A 25,787-nucleotide genomic window follows, 5' to 3' on the forward strand; every position below is an offset into this window, starting at 1 on the left:
TATGGGAGTTAGTAAATTGAAATTACCGAAAGTATGCGAGCATTGCGGAAAAGCCTTTGAAGCGAAAACCATCAATACTCGTTTTTGTAGTGATGCTTGTAACAATGCCTCACTTCGAATGCGGAAGAAAGAGGCATTGGAAGCAGAACGTAAGCAACAAATTTTACAAGAGAGTGCTGCTGCCATTGCCACCATCCAAACACGCCCTTACATTTCCATTGCAGAGGCTGTTGTATTGTTTGGCATTTCAAAAGACACCATTCGCCGATTGATAAAAGCGGGCAAAATCCCTGCTGTTAATTTGGGCGAACGCCTTACAAGGGTAAGCCGAACACATATCGAAGCAATGTTTACAGCCGTTGCTATGCCGGAAGAAAAGCCACAGAAACAGCAGCCTGTCAAATTGCAATATGAGCCAAGCGAATGTTATACGATAAACGAAATTTCCGAAAAGTACGGTGTTTCATTATCAACCGTTAGCGGTACCATTCGCCGAAACAGCATACCGAAAAGGCAGGTAGGCAAATTCGTTTATGTACCCAAAGAACAAGTAGATAAAATATTCGCAAGAAAATGAAAGAGTTATCGAACACCAAAGTAACTGTAAGGCTTCGCAAAGTCGAAGACCGCAAAGAGTGGTATCTCTATATTGAGAGCTACCCTGTCTTTGTGGCGGGGAAGAAACAACCACAGCGCATCCGTGAGTACCTTAACCGTACTGTTACGACTATGGAATGGGACAAAACCCGCACTGCTCGCACCGAAGCCGATGGAAGTGTAAGCTATAAACCCAAACGCAATGATAATGGTTTGATTATTTGTCGAAGTGAAATCGACCAAGAAAGCATCCTTTATGCCGATGGCGTTCGCAAACTCCGCCAACGTGAATATGATAATGCCGATTTATACAGCGATACAGAAACCGCACAAGCCGAGCAAAAAGAAAAATTGCAACAAAATTTCATGGAGTATTTTGATGCTGCGGCAAAGAAACGCCATGCCAACAGTTCCGAATCAATCCGCATAAATTGGAAACGCACACTTGAATTGATGAAACTTTTTGCAGGCGAGTATTTGCCATTTTCAAAGATTGACAACCGTTTGGCAGAAGATTTCAGAATGTTTATGTTATCAGCCCCTTGCGGTGGTAATAAAGGCGGTACTGTTTCCCGCAACACCGCCGCAACCTACTTTTCCATTTTCAAAGCCGGATTAAAGCAAGCGTTTATTGATGGCTATTTGACAGTTGATTTGTCGGCTAAAATCAAAGGCATACAGGAACAAGAAACTCGTCGTGAGTTTTTAACAGTCGAAGAATTGAATACACTTGCCGCCACGCCTTGCGAACAGGACACAATGAAACGCGCCGCCCTGTTTTCCGCGCTCACAGGCTTACGGCATTGCGATATACAAAAAATGCAGTGGAAAGAAATACAGATTGACGGCGACCAAGCCCGATTGAATTTCACACAGCAAAAGACGAAAGGCGTAGAATACATGCCTATTTCCGCACAGGCATTACAACTTTGCGGAGAGCCACGCAAACCCGACCAACTTGTTTTTGAAGATTTGCCCGACCCTTCGTGGATTTCCAAACCGTTGGAACGATGGATAAAAGCCGCCGGAATAACAAAAAAAATAACATTTCATTGCTTTCGGCACACATTCGCAACCCTGCAATTAAGCAATGGCACAGATATTTACACAGTCAGCAAGATGTTAGGGCACACCAATGTTAAGACCACACAGATTTATGCTAAAGTGGTGGATGAGAAAAAAAACAAAGCGGCGCAAGCGATACAGTTGAACACCATTAATAACACAAAGGAATGAAACAAAATAGTCTTTTGCAGTACATTGTTCTATACATGATTGTAGCTTGTGTTGCTTTGGCTATTGCTACATTGGCTCGTGTCTTTACCGTTTCAATCGGCTTTGATAGCTTTACAACATTCATGGTTTTTATAATCGTTTTGGCTGTTTTGGTAGTAGTCTATTTGAGTATTCATGTTGTACTACAAAACACGATGTTGCCTTGGATTGGAAAAGGGCTATCCAAGATTCCGTATTTTCGTAAGAGGATTGAGCAAAGGCAAGTTCCTCCTGTTGTTGTTGAGTTACAGATAGAAGAAAATGAGGTAGAGACTGATATACCAGAACCGAATGTCTCTTTAGAGGATATTCGAAATGAGCAGCAGAAAGATATAGCCAAGGAGCAAGATGAAAAACTGAATGTCGCTCTGGACGATACCCGAAAATCATTTGTCCTCTATCTTTCTGATGAAGACCTTGATATTCTTTGCCAGAATGTCCGTGCATATATGAATAGATTAGAAGATAGGGAATTGAAGCCGGTTAAAGTCAAAGAACTATCTGCCCTCGACCTCCGCCACTACGGTTGGAATATCTGGAACTACTTCAAGCCAAGAAACCAGATGGATATCGCCAACTTCCTGAAAATAGTATTTCCTGACATTTTCAGAGGCGTAGAAGTGGTAAGTATCAAACGACATTTGAAGGATGACGAGTTAAAGGGGATTATTAAGATACAAGAGAGTTTTACAGAACAATAGACAAAAAAATGGATGAGAGAACCATCAAATTTCAACAGATAAGTGACACTATTTTTGAAGATGACAATGCTGCATTAAAACTAATCTCATTGTTTGAATCTGGAAAAGTTGATTTTAAACTTGCGACAGCTATAGATGATGTTATAATGGATGCAAATATGCTCCGAGAGGATAATGGGGAGTTTTTTGTTCATTTTAACTTGCTTTCAGAATGGGAAGATAAATTCAGAATGGATTATTTCTTCGAGAAGCCAGCAATACTCGCAACACATGGAGTTAGAATATTAATAAAGAATACAGATGTTACCGCATTTAAACAATCAATTGGAGAAGGTATAAAACAAGCATCTATAAAAATCAATGCATTTCGAGGAGATTTAGATGATAACAAATGGAAAAAATCCAAACAATCGGCTTATTATCGGTATGATTGTGATAAATTTAATGCTTATTCTTGTGGAGTATTTTATGATATGACAACGAGTAAGGATCAAAATTCTTCATGGAAAAATTGTGTTAAAATAGAAATTGACAATCGAACAATACTATTTTATCATGTGAGAATCGAAGATAGCCTTGGATACTTTGTGTTCAAAACAAATAATCCAATTAATCATGATGATTTTCTACATATTATTAATGCAATAAGAGCAGCATTTTCCCTAATTTCAGGTTTTTATGTCGCAGATAGTGCTTATTTCTTTTCTATGCAAAAGGGAAAGAAAGATACATTAACCTATCGTTATGAAAATTTTAATGAGACAATACATACAGAAAGACCTCTATTAGATAATCATTCATATCAAAATATCTCTCGAGAAGAATTACATTTAACCTCTGATCAATTCGTATATCTTGTAAAGTTGCTATATGAAAATGAAGAATTACTTCGCTCCTGCATATTACTCACGCAAGCTAGTAATATAAACGGTTTGCCTAAAGGATGTCTGGCTGCAGTTGCATTAGAAACTATTACCAATGTAATTGTACCTAAAGATAAAATTGTTAAATCATTAATAGAAGATAAAGAAATCAGTAGTCAACTGAAATATGAATTAAAAAAATCGCTAAAAAAAATCAAAGACAAAGTAGCAAAATCTATATACGATTCCTTAGATAGTAAATTGGGCAAAATAAATGAACAGTCAAACTCTTCAAAGTTAGGGTCCCCATTTGCAGTTCTAAACATTGATTTAGATGACGAAGATATATACTGTATATCGTGTAGAAATCGTTTTCTGCACGGTTCTTTACCCACACCAACGACAGAACTCTTTAAGTCATTAACGGATGATGAATTATTGAAACTTGTCTGTAATCGCTTGATAATGCTATCCACTATGCTTATCTTGAAAAAGATAGGGTATGAACATGATGTTGTTGATTGGGGATATACCGAAATCGCAATAAGAAGAATGATGATAAAGGGAGAATCTATTAGTAGGATAGGTCGAGCGCATAGAACAATTGGCAATTAAAACCAATAACCATGCTTTTTCTTTTTTATGATTTTTGTCTACCAATAATTAAAGAATATCACCACTTTAAGTGTTTTCAAAGTGTTTTTCCAGTGCCGTCCAGATACCATAGAAACACTTATTTCATTTGCACCTCATTTATAAATCGTTTGAAAAATGAATGCAAAAGAAATTACTTTCGACAGCCTACCCCAAGCGGTAGCCTATCTCGTTAATGAAATAACTGCAATTAAGCAGTTGGTCGAGAACCATCAAAATCCGGTAGTTGCCGAACGGCGGCTACCGATTGGCATAGACGCCGCCTGCCAAATTATAGGCAAGGCAAAGCCTACAGTTTACGCACTTGTAAAAAAACGCTTACTACCCTGTTATAAAAACGGCAAAAAACTCTATTTCTTTGAAGATGAGTTGATAGCGTGGATTGGCAGAGGCAAAAAGAAAACCTTGGCAGAAATCAATGATGAAGTTGAAGCCACCTATCGGACTAAATCTAAAATGCCAAAAACAGGCGAGAGGAAATAGGCTATGGAAAAAGAAAATCGACAACAGCCATTGTCCTTGCCCGAGATTTGGCAGACCACAAGCCTACGGATAACTGATGAATTTCCATCTCCTCCTGTCATTTTGCGCATAGACGATTCAATTATCGGTACGTTGGGAAATTTCAGCGCATCCACAGGAAAGGCGAAAAGCAAGAAAACTTTCAATATCTGTGCTATTGTCGCATCGGCACTGATTAACGGCACGGTTTTGAACTACCGCGCCTCTTTGCCCGAAAACAAGCGCAAAATCATTTACATTGACACCGAACAAAGCAAATTCCATTGCAAAAGAGTATTGAAGCGTATTTTGGCATTGGCTGAAATTCCAGATAACGAACATCCCGAAAACCTGAAATTCAACTGCTTGCGCCGTTTGACCCCGCAAATGCGTTTGTCCGTCATTGAAAACGCTATTTACAATACGGAAAACTTGGGATTGGTTGTAATAGACGGACTTAGAGATTTAGCATACGACATCAACAGTCCGAGCGAATCAACGAATTTGATTACAAAATTGATGCAATGGACGGACGAAAGGTAAATCCATATCCATACGGTTTTGCACCTGAACAAGGGCGACGACAATACGCGCGGACATTTGGGAACGGAACTTAACAACAAAGCCGAAACGGTTTTGCAGATTACGAAAGACGAGTTTGATAAAGACATTAGTTCCGTTACGGCTATGTTCATCCGCGACCGCGATTTTGAGCCGTTTGCGTTCAGGATAAATGAAAACAGTTTGCCCGAATTAGTTGAGGATTACCAACCTAAAAAATCGGAAAAGAAACAGGCGTTTGATTATCGCGAAGTTTCGGAAGAAAAACACCGCGAAGCATTGGAAAATATCTTTTCGGAAGCGGAACAGGTATCATACACCAATCTTATCGGCAAACTGCAAAAAGGTTATGCAACGGTCGGCTATTCTTTTGGAACGAATAAAGCAAAATTGCTCAAAGTATTTTTGGAAAACAAGCGAATGATAGTTAAAGACGGCAAATGCTATCGGTTTAACCCTGATTTCTATTATTAGGGCAAAAAAGCAGGTTTAGTTTAGTCCATGTATATATATAATAAACCAAACTAAACTTGTTTAAGCAGTTTAAACCGGTTTATAGGATTAAGCAGACTTGTTTAGTTTATCGGTTTAAACTAAACAGATTGCGAGCGAAAAGAAAAACAAATTTATAAAACACAGTATATTATGAACATAGCAGAAGCAAAAAACATTCCCATTGCAGATTATTTGCAATCTGTCGGAATAACGTCCTGCAAACGGCAGGGTAACAATCTTTGGTATTATTCCCCATTCAGAAACGAAACAGAAGCCTCGTTTAAGGTAAACCTTTCCCGCAACGAATGGTACGATTTCGGGATGGGCAAAGGCGGCGACATTCTGAAATTCGTAATGGAACGCTACGGAACAAACGATGTTTCGCAAGCCTTGCAAATGATTTCAGGCGAAACACCCAAAATTACGGCAAACTCTTTTTCTTTTCGCCAACAGGAAAATTTGCCGACATTTGAGGATATACGGATATTGCCGTTGGAAAATCCCGCGCTAATCCAATACCTGAAAAATCGGAATATTCACACTCCGTTTGCACAACAGGTTTGTAAAGAAGTGCATTATCGACTAAAAGACAAACCCTATTTTACTGTCGGCTTTGCCAACGATTGGGGCGGTTATGAATTGCGGAACGAGTATTTTCAGGGTGGATTATCTCCTAAAACTATTACAAGCATACAGAAAGGAAATGATACCTGTTGCATTTTTGAGGGGTTTATGGACTATCTTTCCTACCTTACTTTGTTGCACAGGCGCAATCCCGAAGTTCCGAATATCAACAAGCGGGATTATATCATTCTCAATTCGGTTGCCAATGTTTCCAAAGCGATTAACATTATCGGCAGTTACAAAGAAAAATATTGCTATTTGGACAATGACAAAAGCGGCGTTTCCGCATATCAGGAAATCCAAAACAAATGCGGTGCAAATGTTTTGGACAGGTCGATACATTATCGGGAGTATAAGGATTTGAACGATTATTTATGTGGCAAAAAGCAGGTTCAGGAAAAGAAGAAAAGCAGGAGAATAAAAATGTGAGCTTGCCCAAAGGACTTTTTTTGAGAAAAGCCGTAGCATATTAGGGCATTTTCTTAACGCTTCGTTCCACTACGCTAAAAATGCCCCAATATGCCAAAGGCGTTCCCCCTTTGGATTCCCCCGAAAGGACTTCCATCGAGGAAGTCGGATAAAAATTTTCAATCATTTTTTTAACGAATAAAGCACAACATTATGGGATATGCCGTACTTCATTTGGAAAAAGGCGCGGGCAACGATGCCCCGATTTCCGCACACATTGAACGGACTATTGAGCCGAAAAATGCGGATAAAGACCGCATACACTTAAATAAGGAACTGATTGTGTTTTCCGATGGCGTAACAAATCGCACGGAAGCCATTCAACACCGAATCGAAAACGCAGGTATTATCCGCAAAATCAGTCATAACCAAGTCCCTGCCATTCGTGTGATGTTGAGCGGAACACACGAGGATATGAAACAAATCGAAACAGACGGCAATTTAGACAAATGGTGCGCCGACAATTTGGATTGGCTCAAAAAAACTTTCGGTACGGAAAATCTTGTTTCAGCCGTTTTGCATTTGGACGAAAAGACACCTCACATTCACGCAACCGTAGTCCCGATTGTACAAGGCGAACGGAGAAAAGCCAAAGCGGAAAAGGATAATGACAAGAAGAAATACAAAAAGAAACCTGCAAATTCCGCCCGACTTTGTGCCGATGATGTGATGGCAAGGGATAAGCTAAAACATTGTCAGGACAGTTACGCCGAAGCGATGAATAAATACGGATTGCAACGCGGTATTGAAGGTTCAGAGGCACGACATGTATCCACGCAACAGTTTTACAGGGATTTACATCTGCAAAATGAAACGCTGAAAGAAGATATTGAAGACTTGACGGAACAAAAGCAGGAAGTTTACGGGAAAGTCCGCGACATGTACGACAAGAAAGATGAAGCACAGGAAAAATTTCTTGCAATGGACGAACATATCCGACAAAAGAATAATGAATTAGCCACAATTGAAACCAAACTAAAAACCGCCCAACAGGACTACGAGCCATACAAGGCGCAGGAAGAACTGAATTTGATTCATGAATTGTTTCCTATGATGAAAGAAAATTTGCGAATAGCGGAATTGTGCAGGAAAATAGGCATTGGCATCGAATATATTAAATTGTTATTCACAGGTAAGACCTTGACGGCTAAATCCTTTTCTTTCTTTTCGCCCGAACACAATCAAAAATTTACGGCAGAAAACATAAACCTGAAAATCGAAAAAGAGCAGGATAACCCGAATAGATTGCGCTTAACCCTCAATGAAATGAATATTTTGGACTGGTTTAGAGGGAAATATCAGGAAATTCATAGAAAAGTCGTACCTTTGCGGGCAAATCGCAAAACATTCAAATTATAAGTTATGATATTGAATGATAGAATAAAACAGTTGCGCGAAGACCGCCAAATTCCACAGCGACAATTGGCGGCAGCGTTGGATATTGATACTGCTTTATATTGCAAAATCGAAAAAGACGAACGCCGCGCCCGTAAAGAACATATACCTGTTATTGCCGAACTTTTGCAAGGCGATAGGGAAGAACTTTTAATACTTTGGCTTGCCGGCCAAGTAATTGCAGTGGTAGCGGATGAAAAAGAACTATCACATAAAGTATTGAATATTGCAAAGGAAAACATTAAGAAATAACAATATGGACAAAACTAATTTTTTAAACCTATTCGAGGAAAAACTTCGAGGTAGAATTATTGAATTTTGCAACAAAGTTAATGATTCAAAAGCCGATTTATATATTCTGATGGCAAGAAAAGCGGCTTGTTTTATTAACGCATTGGAAGAACTTTCAATGGTTGCTATAAATGGAGAAGTGATTTCTGAAAGGGTATTAGATACAGAAATAGACTGGTCAAATATCAGAAAAATTATTATCATTGATGATGTTATAATTTCTGGAACAACATTAAATAGGACAATCAAGAAGATAAAAGATAAAAATCCTGCAATCGAAATAAAAGTATTTGTATTAGGCATTAACGAAAAATGGTTTAATGAAGAACTTTTACAAGATGATACAGGAAAATCTTATTTAGAACTGCCGATAAAACCATTAGAAAACTCACAATGTATCAAATTAAGTGGCGATATTGTAAAAATGTTGGCAATGATGCCAACACCATACAATATCGATTATCCTATATACAATACATTAAGATTGAATAGTGAGGATTATACCACAATGTTGAATATGCCAAATTGGGAAATGAGTGATGTTTGCTCATACGAACAGATGAAACACAACATATTCACAAAAACATTTATCCCTACACACAACTGTTTGATTTCTTGTGGACACTTATTCTTTAATGATTTAATTAAAGATTCATTGTTGAAAATTAGAATATATGGCAAGAAAAAAGAAAAAGAAAAAGAAACTTTTCGTTTTTCTATTGTGCCTATGGCTATTCTACCACCTTTAAAAACAGAACAAATAATAGACCTATTTAATCATTTAGCTGCAGAAAAAGAACAAGCATTATCAAAGATATTAACTTCAATCACGGCAAAGTTAAGATTTATTCAATTCGTTATTGCAGACAGATTAGCAAATGTTTTTATTCAAGAATTTAATTATTTTACAGGTCAAAATACAGTTATTACTCGTCAATATAAGTCGCTAAGATTTTTGTTTCCGACTTGTATTACTAATGATATGTTGAAGGTTGCGGACAAAAGTATTTTGAATATTGATTTACAATATAACAAAACCGACATTCAATTAAAAAATGACATTCAATCCTCATATTCGATAGACAATTTTGTGGGAATCAATAATACATTAAATCTTCCATTTCTGAATATGTATTATGAACCCGAATTAAAAGCAAGAAAATTGGCAAAACAACACGGGGAAAATGTATTTGATATACCCGATTATAAAAAATGTCTAAATCGCCTAAATGAAGGTTACTCTTTGTTAGATTTGAAAAACTTATTGAATGCCTATTCGTCAGATATTCAAAAAAGAATTGTTTCTACATTTTTAGATAAAGCGATTGACAATGGAATTGCTGTGCCAATCACAGTTGAAGAAGAGAATGGAACAATATACAGAGCATACAGACACGGAGAAGATGTGCAATTTGGACAAAGAGAGGAGCGTTTATGTTACGAAATGTTTAATGCTTTCAATAAGCAAGTTGGTAAAGGTGAATGGCAAAAATTGTGGGTGGAAAAACTGATGGTGTTTTTGCTAAAAATCGGAGAAAACAAGTTTTTAACCCCAATACAAACAGATATAGCAAGTTACAGAAATATTGATGTAGCAAGTGTTAAATATTATTTTCAAGGTCCTGTAATAAAAAAAGTGCCTGTTGAAAAATTTGACAAAAATCCTTGTTTAGAATATGCCGATAGAGCAAATTGGCTTAGTAAAGATTTGTTATTATCCCCGTCTTCACCTTTAAAACAAACTTCCAACGGAATGTATTCTTTTGACAAAGAGTTGTTTGAAAAAAATAACAATAGCGATGAGGAAATAATAATTGAGAAAGATATGAAAAATGGAGCAGTTCAAATAGGGTCAATCTTTGGAATGTTGATACACAATTCTATTGAAAAGAAAACGCCTTGTATCAGTACAGATGATTTAATTGCTTTATCTTGTTGTTGTGAGCCGAAAGATGCTATCGGTGCATTAGCTGCAGAAATCAATTTGTCAAAACAATTATATGACGCAGTAGGATATGACAATAATGTTCAAAATATTTTAACAAAATTGCAGCAAAATAAAATTGACATAAAGGAGGGTATCAAACAAATACGCAAAAGTCCTATTTATAGAGCAATTAATGATGGACAAAGAAAATTCAAATGGTATAGAGAGCAATATCCGCACGAAATTATTAGGAGAGTAAGTTCAGAACTTGAAGATGATATTTACAAAGGTATATGGGATAGTTTTTGGTCGTCAAATCTCAGTTGGACAGAGGAAAGCGAAGATGAAAGAAAACTTACCCTCGCTAAAAAAGAGGGATTGTGGTTGCTTTGTGCAAATATCTATTTTCTAATTGCAGAATATTCTTTGTATGATTCCGAAGAAGAGAATAAAAAAGAAGACATTTTTAGGAAAGTAAACTATTTCTATCAAGAGATAAAAAACTTTGCGTCTAATAGTAAAGTTAGAGAAATTATTCCTTTTGTTCAAAAATTTATTGACAAAAGGACTGACAATGATTATATCAAAATATTATTTGGTATAACTAAATTAAAAATAGATTCTTTATTTAGTCAAGCGGACGAAATTATTAATGAGGCAAAAATGTTTTATGAAAATTACCAACGCTTTCCCGATATGAGTTACTATACTACTGCATTATATGTAGATTGCCAAGATGAGAAATATATTAAATTTGTTGATAATCTGTTTAAGTCCGTTTGCTTTAGAATTACAAAATCTTCAACACAGCAAAATGCAACTTTAAAGGAATTACCTAAATATGACAATAGTTACCCAGAAAAAAGAGGAGAGTGGTATATTGGTAAAGGAAAAGATGCCGCATTTTGGATTTTGCAATTTGCAAAGGAAATTATCAACAATTTGAATGGAAAAGATTACTTTAAAATTTACTATTTTGCTGATTTATTGTCAAACGATTATGCTGTCAAAGTTATTGATGATTTTCAATTCAAATATGATAATTTTTGGGATTTTGTTTTACAGTTTTCAGAAATAATTCATAGTTCTGATTTTCAAAACAATACAATATATGAAATTAGAAATTCATATATGGATAAAACTATCATTAACGAAAATGATGGATTTAATCAATTCACATTAAACGATACAAAAGAAATAGAAATACGACTTCCGAATATGCAAAAACATAAATTAACAGAATATAAAAATGCCGTTACATACGGTCAGAGCATAGAAAGGTTTAATATTGGTGTTATAACTATTGTAACAGAAGAAGTACAAGCCGTTATATCTGAATTTGGGCTTACTAATCGTACAAAAAAAGAGGGTAGATTTTTTGATGAAGGCAACATTAATTTACAAAATGGGAAAAATTTAAAAATTGTACATTCACAAAGTACAGGTCAAGGAAATATTCCAATAGTAAACGCCTATCAATCAATGATAAGAAATTATACTCTCGATTATGTTGTATTGTTGGGTATTGCAGGTAGTATCAAAAGTGATATTAAATTATGTGATGTTATAATTGGTACAAATGTAATCTATTATGAAAAGCATAAAGAAACAAACGGAGGCGTACAACAAAGACGAGGCGAGTTTTATAATATGTCATTTGATATGCAACAATTTATCAATCGTTTCTTTGTGTGTAATAACGAACCAGCCAAATTTGATTCAAGTGAGAATTCTACCACACCTACATTTGGAACACACAGATGCCCAATAGGTTCAGGCGAAGCCGTTATTGCTAATAATTTATCAGAGACAAAGAAATGGCTGTTAGAAGTACATAGCAAAACGGGAGTAGTAGAAACAGAATCTGCGGGTTTCTGTCAAGTTTTTTCTGAAACAAAAAACATATCAGAGGGAATGGATATTATTCTTATTAGAGGAATTTCAGACCACGCAGACTGCGATAAAGATGACAAATGGCGTTTGCCAGCGTCTAAAAATGCAGTAATTGCACTGAAAAGGTTGTTAGAAATAATTTATGAATAATTATTATATTTTGTTGTAAGCAATGAACTTATAAAAATAAACCTTATGCCCTCACCTCAAAACATAGAATACAGCAAGCCAATGACCAAACAGAAATTGTTGGAACATTTACAAGATATAGAATGGGACAATTTTGAAGTCAAAACAGCCCGTACAGATGTTCCGAAAGACGTTTGGGAAACAGTTTCTGCTTTTTCCAACACTTCGGGAGGCTGGATTGTGTTCGGCGTGTCGCAAAAGAAGAAAACGTTTGATATTGTTGGCGTTGATGACGTTGAAAAATTGGAAAACGATATGCTTACAACGCTGCGTTCCAAGACTAAATTCAATATCAAATTGTCGCCACAGGCAAAGAGATATAAGATTGACGGCAAAAATGTTTTGGCGTTTTACATTCCGTCTTCCGATATTAAACCTGTGTATTTCAATGGTGTACAAAATACTTTTATTCGCACAGGCAGCGGCGACCAACAGGCAAGCGAGTTTGAAATCAACGCCCTTTATCGCGACCAAGCCTTCGGCTCAATGTCGGAAAAGGTAGTTGAAGGCACGTCGGTTGATTCGCTTAACAAAGCCTCATACAAGCGTTTCCGTGAATATCTGAAAGGATTTAATCCCAATTTGCATTACAATACGATGGACGATGACGAGTTTAATCAGCGGTTGAAAATTGTAACCGACGGAAAACTGACTTATGGCGGACTGTTATTTTTGGGTACAAATGCCGCGATAACCGACCATTTTTCAGATTTCAGAGTTGATTATTTAGAAATTCCCGCTACAAACTACGCCAATGCCGAGCCGCGTTATACGTTCAGAGTGGAAGAACAGGAAAATCTTTGGGAATACTATTTTGTGCTGTTTCAACGCCTGCGAATTTACGCCAACAACCCGCTTACAATCGGCGAAATGGGAATCGGACACGAAGACACAAAAGAAATAGATGCTTTGCGTGAAGCATTGGTAAACCTGCTCATTCACTCCGATTATTTCAGCCCGATGAAACCGCGAATCAGGGTCTTTACCAACCGCATTGAATTTGAAAATCCGGGAAAATTGCCTCGCACTGTTGAAGAACTGATGAAAACCGACGAAACTTTGCCGAGAAATCCGGTTTTGGCAAAATTTTTCCGTTTGGCGAAACTTTGTGAAAGTGCAGGTTACGGATTTGACAGAATGCTGCAATGGAAAAAGCAAACAGGGAATGAAGTCCTGTTTGAAACCTCTATCGACAAAACAAAATTTACTTTTATGCTTGATACCACAAAAGCAATCGGAGAAGAAAGTGGTACGGAAGGTGGTACGATAGATGTCGTAAAGAATGTCGTAAGTGATGTCGTAAAGAATGTCGTAAGTGATTTGACAGATAGACAGCATATTATATTAAATTTAATGAGTGATTTACCTTCTATTACGGCAGAAAAAATGTCGCAAAGATTATCCGTTGCACAACGTACCATTCAACGCGATATACAAATACTTACAAAGTTGGGTATTGTTATCCGTGAGGGCGGACGCTTTGACGGAAAATGGGTAATTTTTGACAAAGAAAAAGAATGAAAAAACTTGGGCTGCCTATAACGGCTACGCCGTTGGCTGTAATCTTGGCGAAGCAACTGCGAAATGTAAATGTTTGAAAACAAATGGTAAAATGGATTGGTATTCTCTAATTACAAATAAAGACTTTAGAAGTAACTTGATATCAGAATGGGAATCGCTTCTGTCTGAGAATAAAACGGAGAACCATTATCATAAATTTTTAAATGATAATGCGGGAGTTTTTTTAGGGAATGATAATTGCCATTTAGTGATTTCAAAATTAAAATTAGGAAGTGAATTGGAAACGGATTTTGTTACTCTTTCCGATGGATTTAGTAATGGAAACTTATTTGAACTAATAGAAATTAAGCGCCCAGATATAGAATTGTTTTCAGAAAGAGGAACTATTAGTTCTGATTTCAATCGGGCAATTCAGCAGATTCGAGATTGGAAACGCTGGTTAATTGATAATCCTTCTTGGGTTAGAAAATATTTGCCAACCGTAAATACGAGAATTATTCATAAAAGTAATTTCAATTTTAAAATTATAATTGGGAGAAGAATTGCAAATTCCCACAGCATAGATAAAAGAAATCAAATTGCGAATGAAATTGGAGCGGAAATAAGGTCATTTGATTATTTAACAGAAAAACTAAAAACGCGATTGTTTTATCCAATGGCTTGGCTTGAAAATGGGATAGAATATTACGAAAAAAGTATAGGAAATCCTTTTTTTAAAGCAATATCAGATTCTCGATGGAAAAAATTCTGTTTGTCAAACGATATAACAAATTGTCATTTTTATAGCCACCACTATGAAGAAATACTTAAAATGAGAAAATATAATAAATTAATCAAAATAACCAAAATCTAATGAATTTGGTTATAATTGACCGAATAAACAAGGAATATCACCCTTATATTTACGTTTCAGAAAAGATTGAAATGTTCATAAGAGATAATGTGATAAAAATTAACAACGAAAACAAAACCTATCTGGAAGTTTATACAGATATAAAAGCTCAATATCTTGAGGATGAAGGCTTTTATATGTTTGGCAAAACTTTGTGAAAGCGCAGGTTACGGATTCGACAAAATGCTGCAATGGAAAAAGCAAACAGGAAATGAGGTCCTGTTTGAAACCTCTATCGACAAAACAAAATTTACTTTTATGCTTGATACCACAAAAACAATCAGGGAAGAAAACTTTACAGAAAACAACCAGAAAACTGTGGAGGAAGTGAAGTAACAGCCCCCTAAATCCCCCATGGGGGACTTACAGTATAGGAAACCCGCAGTAGAAGATTTTTTTACTGCGGGTTTTTGTTTCTATGTGTTTTGATGCGTAGTGATTTCTTTATATTTGTATCTCCCCCCCGTCGCAAATCTAGCGATAGCGGTAACTTGCACCAATAATTTCCGAAGTTTATAACTTCGTGGCAGGTGAAAACTGCATGCATTCCGAAAAATAATTTACTCTAAAACTTGCCCATTCAATAAATAACAGCTATATTTGCGCCGATTCTAAATTCAATTGCGAATTTGTCAAATCATGTATTATGGAACTGATATACAGAAATTTAAAATTGGCAATAAGTGATGCAATACCCTACTTTCCTGTAATAACGGTAACGGGGCCAAGGCAATCAGGAAAAACAACCCTTTGTCGGGAACTCTTTCCCGAAAAGCCGTATATCAATTTGGAAGACATTGATACAAGGGAAAAAATCAGTCAGGATACCCGAAAATTCTTGGACGAATATCCTGACGGACTTATCATTGATGAAGCTCATCATTACCCTGATTTATTTTCTTATATTCAAGTTACAGTTGATGAATTTCCGGACAGGAGATACATATTGACCGGCAGCAGCAATTTTTCCCTGCTCGAAAAAATCACGCAATCGCTTGCCGGACGAACTGCCCTGTTCACACTTTTACCTTTATCTTTACATGAACTTGGTAAAAAAATAAACGAAGTATCTACCGACACGCTTATCCTGAATGGAAGTTATCCGGCTATCTGGGCAAAAAACACACCACGAAATATATTTTACAGGAATTACTATACTACTTGCATTGAACGAGATGTTCGTCAGATAGTGAATGTGAAAGACATAAATTTGTTTCAGAAATTTGTCCGCTTAACTGCCGGTCGAATTGGGACGGAATGTAATTCCTCTGCATTATCTAATGAAGTAGGAGCAGTAGCCAATACTATAACACATTGGTTCAGCGTTTTGGCAGCTTCCTATATTGTTTACTTACTGCCGCCCTATTACGAAAATATTGGCAAGCGTTTAGTTAAATCGCCAAAAGTGTATTTTTACGATACCGGTTTAGCGTGTTACCTGTTGGGCATAGAAACAAAGGAACAGTTAAGTGTGCATCCGCTTCGGGGAGCGTTGTTTGAAAACATGGTTATTAATGAAGCCATGAAAGAACGGTTTAACATCGGCAAAGAAGCCAATCTGTTCTTTTTCAGAGACAGGTCGCAAAAAGAAGTCGATTTGATTCATGTACGCGGGCATGATTTGAATATTTATGAAATCAAATCGGCTAAAACCTATCACAAGGAATTTTATAAAGGAATTGATTACCTGAAAGATATTTTTAAAGAAAGAATCACACGCTCAGCGCTTATATTCGATGGAAAATCCGAAATGCCGGTACAACAAGATGGCGTGTATAATTTCCGTCATTTTTTCTTGGAAAATTGATATTCCAACACCCTTGAAAACCCTTTTTTCAAGCATCGACATAGATTGGACGACAACCATTGCTCATTTGAGAAAAGAAGCTCTAACCCTCTCCCTCGAAACGGAAAGAGGATATGTGCTATTAACATACCGCGTGAAAATAATTTCGTACTTTTCCCCTATAAATTTTGAATAACATTTTTATGCATTTGTGTGTAATCTGAAGATTTCATGCTAACTTTGTCCGATATTTGACAAATCAAATATTTGTATGTCAATACGAATTAATAAATTGATTTATATATACGATACCATTGTTACTCTTTGGCTTGCCGATAAAATCGTTGCAGCTATTGGGGAAGAAATGGAGTTGACGGGGAAAGCGATGAAGATTGCAAAAGAAAATTTGAAAAAATAAAATGAACTCAACGATAAACATATCTTCGTTAAATGAAAAACAACAGGAAGCGGTTATCAGTCGAGATAAGCGGTTGCTTGTGCTGGCAGGCGCCGGTTCGGGCAAGACAATGACATTGCTGCAAAAAATTGTTTATTTAATTGAAAACGAAAGTGTTAAATCAAAAAATATTCTTGCTGTAACTTTCACTAAAAATGCGGCAAATGAAATGCTCGACCGCTTAATAATTTCGTCCGATAAAACAGGAAATTACGCGCAAAAACTTGCCGACAAACAAATTACAGAAAAAGACAAAAATTTATTGCGATTAGAATATCAAAACAAATATCAATGGATTAAAGCATTGACAATTAGAACTTTTCATAGTTTATGTTTTAAGATTTTGAGAGATTACGGAGCAAATGAATTTGACAATAAATTTAAAATTCTGGGCGAAGACAAGTGGAACGAGAATGACGAATTTGCTGAACACAAAGCAAAAGAAACTGTTTTTGAAGTTTTTCATAAAATAGTAATTCAACAATGTGACGATGAAAAATTTCTATTTGCTCTGAAACGTTATATCCTTGACTATTTTGTAGATAAAATTCATATCAAGACCGACAAATCCTATTGTTACGAAAAATTATACACCACGCTTGACGGCACAAAAGTCCGCTCAAAATCGGAACAGTTTATTGCCGACTGGTTTTTCCGCAACAATATTCGTTATGTTTACGAAGGGAAACGGCAGGTTTCGGAAAAAGGGTTTACATTTCAGCCCGACTTTTATTTGCCCGAAGCCAATATTTACATTGAACATTTAAGCAATTTAAGTTATCCTCTGAAAGATAAACAATCAGCATGTAAAAAAGCCGGTTTTACAATGGAATATACTTATGAAAAGGACACTCATGATTCAGCTCTTTTCAGTCATATTCTGGAAAATATTGTAAAAAACAGATTGTCAGAGAATTATCAGCCTCGTAAATTGACTTATCAAGAAGCGTTCAACGGTTTTTACAATCATATCGACGAATTTATAAAAATGGCAAATCGCGTTATGGATATGATTAAAGTTGAAAACGCAGACATTCAGCAAATTGCACAAAAAGGACAAGCAGACCAGCACGAACGGGTTCGCGATTTTTACACACTCGCTATTCCAGTAATTCAAAAATTTAATGGATATTGCGTTGATAAATCTTACCTCGATTTTAACGATTTGCTCATTCGTTGTATTGCGTTGTTGAAAAACGAAAAAGATATTGCAAAAATTCTGAAAGACCGGTTCAAGTATGTGTTAGTCGATGAATTTCAAGATGTTAACAGTTTACAAGTGGAATTTATCAAACTTTTGTTGACTGAAGAAACACAACTTTTCTGTGTTGGCGACGATTGGCAAAGTATTTACGGATTTCGCGGCTCTGACGTGAGTTATATTGTTGAATTTGAGAAACATTTTAATCCTTCAAAAGTAATCACGCTGAATATCAATTATCGAAGCACTCAAAACATTGTCGATGCAGGAAATGAGGTAATTAAGCACAATAAATTTAAAATTGACAAAGAAATTTTTGCAATAAAACCAACTTTACAGAAGATAATGCTTTTCTCGGCTTCCGAAGAAGAAAACAGCATTGAAGAAACCTTAAATTTCTGTGTGTCTCAGGTTGTGAAGTTGCAAAAAGAGGGCTACACGAGCGATGATATTTTATTTCTGTATAGACGAAATCACATGTTTCGTCCAAATTTTAGCGACGCTTTCAAAAAAGCAGGAATAAAAGTGCAGACAAAAACCATTCATGCCGCCAAAGGATTGGAGGCAAAAGTTGTTTTTATTATTGGGCTGACAGACGGTTCCGGTGGTTTTCCTGATATTTGGCTCGAAGACCGTATTTTTCAAGTTATTAAACGAGCAAATCACGAATTGTTGATGGAAGAAGAACGCCGACTTTTTTATGTGGCGGTTACTCGTGCCAAAGAAAAACTTTTCTTGATTTCTCGCAAAGGCAATGAATCAAGTTTTATCAGTGAAATTCCCGAAAATCTGCTTGAAAGGATAGATAAACCGATAGATTTAATCAAAGAAAAAGTATTTTTGTGCAATAATTGTCAGAAACAAATAGACAAATCACATAAATTTTGCCCGCATTGCGGAGAGAAAAATGAGCAATAACACAAAAATATCCATTCGTTTTTTTGACGACCGCGAAGTTCGTGCTGTTTGGGACGAAGAGAACAACAAATGGTGGTTTTCCGTTTTAGATATTGTCGCTGTTCTTACCGACCAAGACGAATACACTAAAGCACGAAACTATTGGAAATACCTCAAAACCAAGCTGAAAAAAGAAAACAGTGAGTTGGTTAGTGCCACTACCCAACTGAAACTTCTGGCGAGCGATGGCAAGCGCTACTTAACCGATATACTTGATTATGACGGCATTATTGCGCTTGGCAAACAATTTCCCGGCAAAAAGGCAAACCGGTTTATTGAATGGTTTACTTACGGCGACGAAAGTATTGACGGAAAAAGTAAAACAAAAGCCTATGCCTTGTTCGAAAGTTCTTTTATTGATAGCATAGAAGTGGGGACAACCAAAGGTTTACAGCAAGTTCACGCCTATCTGTTCGGCGGACTTTACGATTTTGCGGGACAAATAAGGCAGAAGAACATTTCAAAAGGCGGCTTTCAGTTTGCTGTATCACACTTTCTCGGCAACACGCTGAAAGAGATTGAACAAATGCCTGATAATACTTTCGACGAGATTGTCGATAAATATGTGGAGATGAACATTGCCCACCCATTTATGGAAGGTAATGGACGAAGCACACGGATTTGGCTGGATTTGATACTGAAAAAGCAGCTGAAAAGATGCGTGGATTGGAGCAAGATTAACAAAAAAGATTATTTGGGAGCAATGGTAAAAAGTTCTATAAACAGTACGAAACTGAAGAATTTACTGAAAAATGCCCTTACAGATGAAATCAACAGTCGCGAAATGTTTATGAAAGGTATTGACTATTCGTATTACTATGAAGAAAATGAATAGTTTATCACTACCCATTCACCGCAAAAAACCGTCCCACAATATACCTTTGCGCCTCGGGCGAATACAACAACGATTGGTATTTTCTGCCGTCTTCGGAGGTTCTTTCTTCGGCTCTGATTCCTTTTTCTTTTCCCAGTTCGGTAACGGCCCGGGCATTTTTGCCCAGGTTATCGAGGATGTTGGTTAGCAGGCCTTCTTCTACCAGAAAATCGTTGAGCTTTTTGGCCGTGATTGGCTTGAGGTTGCGGGTCATCAAATCGACATTGATTTTATCGGCTATAACGCTGACGGGAACAAGCTCGTCGCTGATAGGGCTTTGCAACAAATTTGCCGTTGCATTTGGTGTCGTTTCACTCTCCAGTTCTACGTTATTATTGGCTAAGAAGTTATTGATTACTTTCGTAAACGCCTCGCCGTAACGCTGTTGTTTCTGTTCGCCCACTCCCGATACTTTCAAAAAATCGGCTGCCGTTCGGGGCAGTATTCGGCACATATCCACCAACGAGGAGTCGGGAAATATCACAAAGGCCGGCACATTCTGACTGTCGGCAATTTCCCGCCTGAGCGCCCTCAGTTGTTCGTAGAGTTGGTTGTTTATGTTGTAGTAAACGGCTGTTTCTCCGCCTCTTCGTTCTCTTGTCTGTCGGGCTTCGGCCTTTTCTATTCTTTCGCGTTTGGCTACCAGATTTCGCTTCATTGTCAGCTGCTCTTTTCGCCTTAAAACGGCATCCGATTTTGGCGTCAGTTTGCTAATGGGGTATTTATCTCCCGTAACAAAAATGTAGTCGTTCTCGACCAGAAAGTCAAAAACCTCGGCAACTTCCTGCTCGCTCTCCGTACAGATATTGTAGGTGGAAAGCTGGTCGAACCGCCATTTTAGTACCCGGGCGCTTTTACTTCCACGCAGCGTGTCGATAATCAGTCCTTTCCCAACCCGTTCCTGTGTTCGCGAGATGCACGAAAGTATTTTTTGAGACAATATGGTGATGTCCACCCTTTCGCTCTCATTGTTGCAATTGCCACATTCACAACAACTTGTGTGCTTGTCGCGTTCCTCGCCAAAGTAGTTTAGCAGAATGGCTCTCAGGCACAGGTTTGTTTTGCAATACATTTCCATCGCCTGCAAACGCTCTTTGGCTTTGGCTTTTAACTCGGCTTTCAGGGCTTCGTCCACCGGTTCTTTGTTGTCGTCCAGGTCAATCAGGTAGAGATTTGTTACAATATCCTGTCCCGAAAATAGGAGCGTACACTCGGCCCTGCTCCCATCGCGACCGGCTCGTCCCGCCTCCTGATAATAGCTTTCGATGTCTTTGGGCATGTTGTAATGGATGACAAAGCTCACATTTGATTTGTCGATGCCCATGCCAAAAGCGTTGGTCGCGACAATCACATTGATGCGGTCGAAAAGAAAATCCTCCTGATTCTGAGTGCGTTCCTGCTGCAGAAGTCCGGCATGATAGGGAGCAGCTTTCAGCCCGCGCTCTTTTAACTTTTCGGCCACTTCTTCCACCGTTTTTCGGGTAGAACAATAGACAATTCCAAATTCGTTGGTATGTTTATCCAGAATTTCAAACAGCGTCCGGGTTTTGTTTCTGGGCGTTTTCACCTCAAAAAAGAGATTCTTCCGGTCGAAACTGGCGACCACCACCCGGGGATTGTTCAGCTTTAGCGAAAGCAAAATATCCTCTCTGACACGCGGAGAAGCCGTTGCCGTGAATGCCGAAACCACAGGGCGCAGCCTCAACCTGGCTATAAAATCGGGAATTTTGGCATAGCTGGGTCTGAAATCCTGTCCCCATTGCGAGATACAGTGCGCCTCATCAATGGTTATCATGGAGATGTCGGCCTGCTGCGCATAGTCCAGAAAATCGACGGCATCCAAGCGTTCCGGCGCCACATAAAGCAGTTTATACTGATTATTCCGCGCCTGATTCAAAATTTCCCGCTGTTCGGAAAGAGTTTGAGAGCTATTCAGAAAAGCGGCCTTAATACCACTTTGGCGAAGCGCGCTAATCTGGTCCCGCATAAGCGAGATAAGCGGCGAAATCACCAAGGTAGTACCCCCGAACAACATGGCAGGAAGCTGAAAACAAATAGACTTACCCGCTCCGGTAGGCATCACGGCGAGGCAATCGCGATGCGCTAAAATAGCATCCACAATTTCGGCTTGGTTGCTCCTGAAAGCGCTATGCCCAAAATAGGTCTTTAATACGCGCAATTTCTCGTCAGTAATCTCCGTCATAATGATAACTTTAATATTTGCTGCAAAGATAGGGATTATGTTTAAAAGATATTCATTATTTTTGTTATCCATATAGGGCAAACGCATGAAAAATTTTACGGCTTATGCCTTTCTGTAAGGTTGCTGATTGGGCTGGAGATTTGACTACGTCGATTTTCAATTCTCGCTACGCTCGAAATGACAGTCTCTTTTTAGGAGAGGGGAGGAAGAAGCGGCGGCTTCGCCGCCGCTTCCTCATCCCTTAAACCACTAACAGGCGAGCCATTCCGACCAAAGGGAGGAATCTCATTCGTAATAGTAGTTCTAAAATTTTTCATGCGAATTGCCCTCGTTTCCCCTATAAATTTTGAATTACATTTTTATGTGTTTGTGTGTAATCCGAAGATTTAATGCTAACTTTGTTCATCTCAAAAAATAAACAATGATATACGATATTGCGATAATTGGGGGAGGGCCTGCCGGTTACACTGCCGCAGAAAGGGCTTCGGCTAACGGACTGAAAACGGTTCTCTTCGAGAAAAAAGCGATTGGCGGAGTTTGCCTCAACGAGGGATGCATCCCTACAAAAACGCTTCTGTATTCGGCAAAAGTGCTGGATACCATTAAATCTGCGGGCAAATACGGCGTTTCGGTTGATGGACAGGCAAGTTTTGATTTGGGTAAAATCATTGCCCGAAAAAATAAGACGATAAAGAAACTGGCTGCCGGCATCCGTATGCGATTGAGCGGTCATGGCGTGGAACTGCTTACAGGTGAAGCCGCTATTTTGGACGAAAAGGACGGATTTATTACATTATCGTGCAACGACAAGTTGTATCAGGCGAAAGATGTATTGCTTTGTACAGGTTCCGAAACAATCATTCCAGCCATCAAAGGCCTGTCGGATGTGGAGTTTTGGACATCGAAAGAGGCGCTTGAAAATAAAGAATTGCCCCAATCGCTCGCCATCATCGGAGGCGGAGTTATCGGCATTGAGTTTGCTTCATTTTTCAACAGCTTGGGCGTGAAAGTAAGCGTCATCGAGATGATGCCCGAAATTTTGGGCCTTATGGACAACGAACTATCGGCCTTGCTGAGAAGCGAATACGAGAAAAAAGGCATTGACTTTTACTTGGGAACCAAAGTAACAGAAGTTACTTCCACCGGCCTTGTCGCCGAAAAAGACAGCGAAAAAATAAGCATAGAGGCCGAGAAGATACTTGTCGGCATCGGACGGAAGCCGGTTAGAAACACCGGCTTGGAAAACCTGAATATCGAACTTTTCGGGATTGGAGTTCGGGTGAATGAATTTATGCAAACGAGCCACCCGCACGTTTATGCCTGCGGAGATATTACCGGCTACTCGCTTTTGGCGCATACGGCTGTGCGTGAAGCAGAAGTGGCCATAAATCACATTTTAGGGCTGGACGATGCCATGAGTTACAAAGCCATCCCCTCAGTGGTTTATACCAATCCCGAAATAGCAGGCGTTGGGCGAACCGAAGAAGAACTATCGGCTGAAAACAGCATTTACAGCGTATTGAAATTGCCGATGTCGTATTCCGGCAGATTTGTTGCCGAAAACGAATTGGGGAACGGCCTGTGTAAGCTGATTGTTGATGAGAACAAAAAAGTAATTGGTTGCCATATACTGGGAAATCCGGCATCCGAGCTGATTGTTATTGCGGGCATTGCCATCGAAAAAGGATACACTGTTGATGAATTTCGGAAATTTGTTTTCCCGCATCCGACAGTTGGCGAAATTTTACACGAAACATTGTATATATGATAGAAGAAACACCCTACCCCGAAATTTTAAAGACACGAAGATATGTCATGTACCCCGATAAGGATATTGATGATATGAAACTGCCCGAAGATGAACAGGGCTTGCATCCGGGATATTACGAATGGTGATGGAGAAAAATATTTCCGAATAAAATAAATCAGGGCAAACGCATGAAAAATTTAGTACTACTGTTACGGATGGGATTCCTCCCTTTGGTCGGAATGACTAGCTTGTTAGTGGTTTAAGGGATGAGGAAGTGGCGGCTTCGCCGCCACTTCCTCATCCCCTCTCCCCAAAAGGAGACTGTCATTTCGAGCGTAGCGAGAATTGAAAATCGACGTAGTCAAATCCCTGCTCACATCAGCAATTTTACCGAAAGGTATAAGCAGTAAAAATTTTCATGCGTTTGCCCTGTAAAATAAATCTAAAAACTTTTCAGGACAATTTATAACACTTATCTTTGTGATATGTATTATATAACATACCAATAGAAAAAAACCGAAAATATGAGCTATTTAATTAAACCGAAACAATACCGTCCCCTGCTCAATTTGCAACAAACAGAGCTTGGTATTAAACAAGTAAAAGATTTCTTTCAACAAAATCTGGCCTCGGAACTACGCCTCAGGCGAGTTACCGCACCGCTGTTTGTGCTGAAAGGAACAGGAATCAACGATGACCTGAACGGTGTGGAACGCGCCGTGAATTTCCCGATAAAAGACATGGGCGATGTGCGCGCCGAAATCGTGCATTCGCTGGCCAAGTGGAAACGCCTGACTTTGGCCGACTACAAGGTGAACACGGGTTATGGTCTGTACACCGACATGAACGCCATTCGCGCCGACGAAGAGCTGGGTAACTACCACTCGCTGTATGTCGATCAGTGGGATTGGGAACGGGTAATGGCTCCCGATGAACGCAAGCTCGATTTCTTGAAAAACGTTGTAACCCGCATATACGCCGCTCTGGTTCGTACCGAATACCTTGTTTTTGAAGTATTCCCCTCCATAAAGCCTATATTGCCGAGCGAAATCACATTTATCCACTCGGAAGAATTATTGCAAAAATATCCCAACCTGACGGTGAAGGAACGCGAAAGCAAGGCCGCAAAAGAATACGGCGCTATTTTCATCATCGGAATAGGTGGCGCATTAAGCAACGGCGAACCGCACGACGGACGCGCTCCCGACTACGACGACTGGACGACAGAGACCGAAAACGGCTATCATGGACTGAACGGCGACCTCGTGGTTTGGAATCCGGTATTGGAGCAAGCTTTGGAATTGTCTTCCATGGGAATCAGGGTGAACAAAGAAACATTGATCAGCCAGTTAAAGGTTTCGGGACAGGAAGCCAGAAAAGATTTATACTTCCATAAACGCTTGTTGGATGGGGAATTACCCCAATCAATCGGTGGCGGAATCGGCCAATCGCGCTTGTGTATGTTCTTGCTCCGTAAAGGACATATCGGCGAAATTCAAGCCAGCATCTGGCCGGAAGAAATGCGCGTAGAAGCCGAAAAATACGGAATGCCGCTGATATAAAATAAGTTGAATTAGGGAACATAGTAAGCATTCGGCAATCTACCCTTGCGGATTTTTTTCCGCCCAGTTCATAGGGAGCAAATCGGCTAGTTCGTTTACTTTGTGTTCATTGATACGATTCAGGACATCGGTCAACCATTCTGTCGGATT

General features: G+C 38.6%; 23 protein-coding genes and 1 pseudogene. 20 read left to right on the forward strand and 4 right to left on the reverse strand.

Features of this window, described 5'->3' with window-relative positions; genetic code table 11:
* Window position 1: 1 nt before the first annotated feature.
* The 7 genes and pseudogenes from ACYPWY_RS12060 to ACYPWY_RS12090 all read left to right on the forward strand — a co-directional run bounded on the left by ACYPWY_RS12060 (window position 2) and on the right by ACYPWY_RS12090 (window position 6,700).
* Complete coding sequence (locus ACYPWY_RS12060) at window positions 2-577, forward strand: helix-turn-helix domain-containing protein (RefSeq protein ID WP_459685780.1); 576 nt, start codon at window positions 2-4, stop codon at window positions 575-577.
* Complete coding sequence (locus tag ACYPWY_RS12065) at window positions 574-1,833, forward strand: site-specific integrase (protein ID WP_459685781.1); 1,260 nt, start codon at window positions 574-576, stop codon at window positions 1,831-1,833. The genes ACYPWY_RS12060 and ACYPWY_RS12065 overlap by 4 nt, the downstream gene beginning before the upstream one ends.
* A complete protein-coding gene (locus ACYPWY_RS12070) occupies window positions 1,830-2,573 on the forward strand; it encodes a hypothetical protein (protein ID WP_459685782.1) in 744 nt (247 codons plus the stop codon). Before ACYPWY_RS12065 ends, ACYPWY_RS12070 begins: the two co-directional genes overlap by 4 nt.
* 8 nt (window positions 2,574-2,581) lie before the next feature.
* The gene (locus ACYPWY_RS12075; RefSeq protein ID WP_459685783.1) at window positions 2,582-4,051 is read left to right on the forward strand and encodes a hypothetical protein; all 1,470 of its coding nucleotides are present in this window, start codon (window positions 2,582-2,584) and stop codon (window positions 4,049-4,051) included.
* Window positions 4,052-4,207: 156 nt separating this feature from the next.
* Window positions 4,208-4,573, forward strand: coding sequence for a helix-turn-helix domain-containing protein (locus tag ACYPWY_RS12080; protein WP_459685784.1), 366 nt, complete (start codon window positions 4,208-4,210; stop codon window positions 4,571-4,573).
* Between the two features lie 3 nt (window positions 4,574-4,576).
* A pseudogene (locus ACYPWY_RS12085) lies at window positions 4,577-5,626 on the forward strand (AAA family ATPase).
* Window positions 5,627-5,797: 171 nt separating this feature from the next.
* Entirely contained in the window at window positions 5,798-6,700 is a 903-nt protein-coding gene (locus tag ACYPWY_RS12090; protein ID WP_459685785.1) for a toprim domain-containing protein, read from the forward strand.
* A 40-nt stretch (window positions 6,701-6,740) separates the two neighbouring features.
* Here the strand turns inward: ACYPWY_RS12090 and ACYPWY_RS12095 are convergent, their stop codons facing one another.
* A complete protein-coding gene (locus tag ACYPWY_RS12095; RefSeq protein WP_459685786.1) occupies window positions 6,741-6,866 on the reverse strand; it encodes a hypothetical protein in 126 nt (41 codons plus the stop codon).
* Between the two features lie 26 nt (window positions 6,867-6,892).
* Here ACYPWY_RS12095 and mobV point away from each other — a divergent pair, with 26 nt between their 5' ends.
* The 10 genes from mobV to fic all read left to right on the forward strand — a co-directional run bounded on the left by mobV (window position 6,893) and on the right by fic (window position 20,083).
* Window positions 6,893-8,098, forward strand: coding sequence for a MobV family relaxase (mobV, locus tag ACYPWY_RS12100; protein WP_459685787.1), 1,206 nt, complete (start codon window positions 6,893-6,895; stop codon window positions 8,096-8,098).
* A gap of 3 nt (window positions 8,099-8,101) precedes the next feature.
* Window positions 8,102-8,386, forward strand: coding sequence for a helix-turn-helix domain-containing protein (locus tag ACYPWY_RS12105; RefSeq protein WP_459685788.1), 285 nt, complete (start codon window positions 8,102-8,104; stop codon window positions 8,384-8,386).
* A 4-nt stretch (window positions 8,387-8,390) separates the two neighbouring features.
* Complete coding sequence (locus ACYPWY_RS12110; protein ID WP_459685789.1) at window positions 8,391-12,395, forward strand: 5'-methylthioadenosine/S-adenosylhomocysteine nucleosidase family protein; 4,005 nt, start codon at window positions 8,391-8,393, stop codon at window positions 12,393-12,395.
* Between the two features lie 45 nt (window positions 12,396-12,440).
* Window positions 12,441-13,955 (forward strand): RNA-binding domain-containing protein, encoded by a 1,515-nt coding sequence (locus ACYPWY_RS12115; protein WP_459685791.1) that lies wholly within the window; start codon window positions 12,441-12,443, stop codon window positions 13,953-13,955.
* Window positions 13,936-14,808 carry a Shedu anti-phage system protein SduA domain-containing protein gene (locus tag ACYPWY_RS12120; RefSeq protein ID WP_459685792.1) on the forward strand — a complete coding sequence of 291 codons (873 nt, stop codon included), beginning with the start codon at window positions 13,936-13,938 and terminating at the stop codon, window positions 14,806-14,808. The genes ACYPWY_RS12115 and ACYPWY_RS12120 overlap by 20 nt, the downstream gene beginning before the upstream one ends.
* Before the next feature lie 162 nt (window positions 14,809-14,970).
* Entirely contained in the window at window positions 14,971-15,183 is a 213-nt protein-coding gene (locus ACYPWY_RS12125; protein WP_459685793.1) for a hypothetical protein, read from the forward strand.
* Window positions 15,184-15,493: 310 nt separating this feature from the next.
* On the forward strand, window positions 15,494-16,654 hold the full coding sequence (locus ACYPWY_RS12130; protein WP_459685794.1) for an ATP-binding protein: 1,161 nt from the start codon (window positions 15,494-15,496) through the stop codon (window positions 16,652-16,654).
* 250 nt (window positions 16,655-16,904) lie between these two features.
* The gene (locus tag ACYPWY_RS12135) at window positions 16,905-17,051 is read left to right on the forward strand and encodes a hypothetical protein (RefSeq protein ID WP_459685795.1); all 147 of its coding nucleotides are present in this window, start codon (window positions 16,905-16,907) and stop codon (window positions 17,049-17,051) included.
* A 1-nt stretch (window position 17,052) separates the two neighbouring features.
* Complete coding sequence (locus ACYPWY_RS12140) at window positions 17,053-19,209, forward strand: UvrD-helicase domain-containing protein (protein ID WP_459685796.1); 2,157 nt, start codon at window positions 17,053-17,055, stop codon at window positions 19,207-19,209.
* Window positions 19,199-20,083, forward strand: coding sequence for a protein adenylyltransferase Fic (gene fic, locus ACYPWY_RS12145; RefSeq protein ID WP_459685797.1), 885 nt, complete (start codon window positions 19,199-19,201; stop codon window positions 20,081-20,083). Before ACYPWY_RS12140 ends, fic begins: the two co-directional genes overlap by 11 nt.
* Before the next feature lie 7 nt (window positions 20,084-20,090).
* Here the strand turns inward: fic and recQ are convergent, their stop codons facing one another.
* Window positions 20,091-22,325 (reverse strand): DNA helicase RecQ, encoded by a 2,235-nt coding sequence (gene recQ / locus ACYPWY_RS12150; protein ID WP_459685798.1) that lies wholly within the window; start codon window positions 22,323-22,325, stop codon window positions 20,091-20,093.
* Between the two features lie 191 nt (window positions 22,326-22,516).
* The gene (locus ACYPWY_RS12155; protein ID WP_459685799.1) at window positions 22,517-22,642 is read right to left on the reverse strand and encodes a hypothetical protein; all 126 of its coding nucleotides are present in this window, start codon (window positions 22,640-22,642) and stop codon (window positions 22,517-22,519) included.
* A gap of 104 nt (window positions 22,643-22,746) precedes the next feature.
* Here ACYPWY_RS12155 and lpdA point away from each other — a divergent pair, with 104 nt between their 5' ends.
* The 3 genes from lpdA (at window position 22,747) to asnA (ending at window position 25,637) form a co-directional block, all read left to right on the forward strand.
* Window positions 22,747-24,093: a dihydrolipoyl dehydrogenase gene (gene lpdA / locus ACYPWY_RS12160; RefSeq protein WP_459685800.1), complete on the forward strand. Its 1,347-nt coding sequence runs from the start codon at window positions 22,747-22,749 to the stop codon at window positions 24,091-24,093.
* Window positions 24,090-24,221, forward strand: coding sequence for a hypothetical protein (locus tag ACYPWY_RS12165; RefSeq protein WP_459685801.1), 132 nt, complete (start codon window positions 24,090-24,092; stop codon window positions 24,219-24,221). Before lpdA ends, ACYPWY_RS12165 begins: the two co-directional genes overlap by 4 nt.
* A 378-nt stretch (window positions 24,222-24,599) precedes the next feature.
* Entirely contained in the window at window positions 24,600-25,637 is a 1,038-nt protein-coding gene (asnA, locus tag ACYPWY_RS12170) for an aspartate--ammonia ligase (protein ID WP_459685802.1), read from the forward strand.
* Window positions 25,638-25,676: 39 nt separating this feature from the next.
* Here asnA and ACYPWY_RS12175 read toward each other — a convergent pair.
* Window positions 25,677-25,787, reverse strand: a 111-nt coding sequence (locus tag ACYPWY_RS12175; RefSeq protein WP_459685465.1) for a transposase domain-containing protein, incomplete at its 5' end; no start/stop codon positions are given.

It is taken from the genome of Viscerimonas tarda, assembly GCF_054601255.1.

Coding starts and splice junctions, on each gene's coding strand:
- ACYPWY_RS12080 (WP_459685784.1), top strand. CDS start 4,208: ATGAATGCAAAAGAAATTACTTTCGACAGCCTACCCCAAGCGGTAGCC.
- ACYPWY_RS12130 (WP_459685794.1), top strand. CDS start 15,494: ATGGAACTGATATACAGAAATTTAAAATTGGCAATAAGTGATGCAATA.
- ACYPWY_RS12110 (WP_459685789.1), top strand. CDS start 8,391: ATGGACAAAACTAATTTTTTAAACCTATTCGAGGAAAAACTTCGAGGT.
- recQ (WP_459685798.1), bottom strand. CDS start 22,325: ATGACGGAGATTACTGACGAGAAATTGCGCGTATTAAAGACCTATTTT.
- fic (WP_459685797.1), top strand. CDS start 19,199: ATGAGCAATAACACAAAAATATCCATTCGTTTTTTTGACGACCGCGAA.
- ACYPWY_RS12065 (WP_459685781.1), top strand. CDS start 574: ATGAAAGAGTTATCGAACACCAAAGTAACTGTAAGGCTTCGCAAAGTC.
- ACYPWY_RS12155 (WP_459685799.1), bottom strand. CDS start 22,642: ATGAAAAATTTTAGAACTACTATTACGAATGAGATTCCTCCCTTTGGT.
- ACYPWY_RS12095 (WP_459685786.1), bottom strand. CDS start 6,866: ATGATTGAAAATTTTTATCCGACTTCCTCGATGGAAGTCCTTTCGGGG.
- ACYPWY_RS12105 (WP_459685788.1), top strand. CDS start 8,102: ATGATATTGAATGATAGAATAAAACAGTTGCGCGAAGACCGCCAAATT.
- ACYPWY_RS12060 (WP_459685780.1), top strand. CDS start 2: ATGGGAGTTAGTAAATTGAAATTACCGAAAGTATGCGAGCATTGCGGA.
- ACYPWY_RS12140 (WP_459685796.1), top strand. CDS start 17,053: ATGAACTCAACGATAAACATATCTTCGTTAAATGAAAAACAACAGGAA.
- ACYPWY_RS12115 (WP_459685791.1), top strand. CDS start 12,441: ATGCCCTCACCTCAAAACATAGAATACAGCAAGCCAATGACCAAACAG.
- lpdA (WP_459685800.1), top strand. CDS start 22,747: ATGATATACGATATTGCGATAATTGGGGGAGGGCCTGCCGGTTACACT.
- asnA (WP_459685802.1), top strand. CDS start 24,600: ATGAGCTATTTAATTAAACCGAAACAATACCGTCCCCTGCTCAATTTG.
- ACYPWY_RS12075 (WP_459685783.1), top strand. CDS start 2,582: ATGGATGAGAGAACCATCAAATTTCAACAGATAAGTGACACTATTTTT.
- ACYPWY_RS12135 (WP_459685795.1), top strand. CDS start 16,905: ATGTCAATACGAATTAATAAATTGATTTATATATACGATACCATTGTT.
- ACYPWY_RS12070 (WP_459685782.1), top strand. CDS start 1,830: ATGAAACAAAATAGTCTTTTGCAGTACATTGTTCTATACATGATTGTA.
- mobV (WP_459685787.1), top strand. CDS start 6,893: ATGGGATATGCCGTACTTCATTTGGAAAAAGGCGCGGGCAACGATGCC.
- ACYPWY_RS12125 (WP_459685793.1), top strand. CDS start 14,971: ATGAAGGCTTTTATATGTTTGGCAAAACTTTGTGAAAGCGCAGGTTAC.
- ACYPWY_RS12090 (WP_459685785.1), top strand. CDS start 5,798: ATGAACATAGCAGAAGCAAAAAACATTCCCATTGCAGATTATTTGCAA.
- ACYPWY_RS12165 (WP_459685801.1), top strand. CDS start 24,090: ATGATAGAAGAAACACCCTACCCCGAAATTTTAAAGACACGAAGATAT.